Origin of the sequence: Polaribacter sp. (assembly GCF_965660385.1) — a bacterium.
GTDB lineage: Bacteria > Bacteroidota > Bacteroidia > Flavobacteriales > Flavobacteriaceae > Polaribacter.
Genome location: NZ_CBFHZT010000025.1, coordinates 1 through 614 on the forward strand (window position 1 = coordinate 1; position 614 = coordinate 614).

1 protein-coding gene is annotated in these 614 nt (G+C 27.9%); it reads left to right on the top strand.

Annotated features, from left to right (window positions below; all coding sequences use genetic code 11):
* Window positions 1-154 precede the first annotated feature (154 nt).
* Window positions 155-614, top strand: a 460-nt coding sequence (locus ACTG3V_RS09130) for a LysM peptidoglycan-binding domain-containing protein (RefSeq protein ID WP_439131857.1), incomplete at its 3' end; no start/stop codon positions are given.

A 614-nucleotide genomic window follows, 5' to 3' on the forward strand; every position in this document is an offset into this window, starting at 1 on the left:
ATGATATCAGCTCTAAACCACCTGCAACTATAGAATGGGAATAAAGTATATGAAGCATTTTAAATTATTTATTTTCCTGTGTATTTTAACGTTCACAGTTTCTTGTGGTCAACAGAAAAGATACATTCAGTATAAAGTTAAGAAAGGCGAAACAATGAGCAAAATTGCTCAAAAGTTAGATATGAAAACCGCTAGCTTAATTCGTTTAAACCCAGATGTAAATGGAGAACCAAGAGCAAATTCATTCTTAGTTGTACCCGAAAAAAAACTAAATAATTTAAAAAATACTGTAAAACAAAAACCTGAAACAGTTACAGATTCTATTGTAGATTCTAATAAGCCAGAGTTAACAGAAGAAGAGCAAATCTTAGAAGATCTAAAAGAAAAATATGAAATTTATGAAGTTAAAAAAGGGGATACTTTTTTTAATATCAAAAAAAGATTTGGAGTTACAAGAGGTGAGTTATTACTATTGAATCCTGAGTTAAAAGAAGGATTGAAATTAGGAATGATTTTAAAATTAAAAGAAAATCCTGTTGAAATTTTGTTGACAGATGAAGATTATTACAACGATTATATTGATAGTGATACAGATTTAAAAGTTGCTCTTTTAT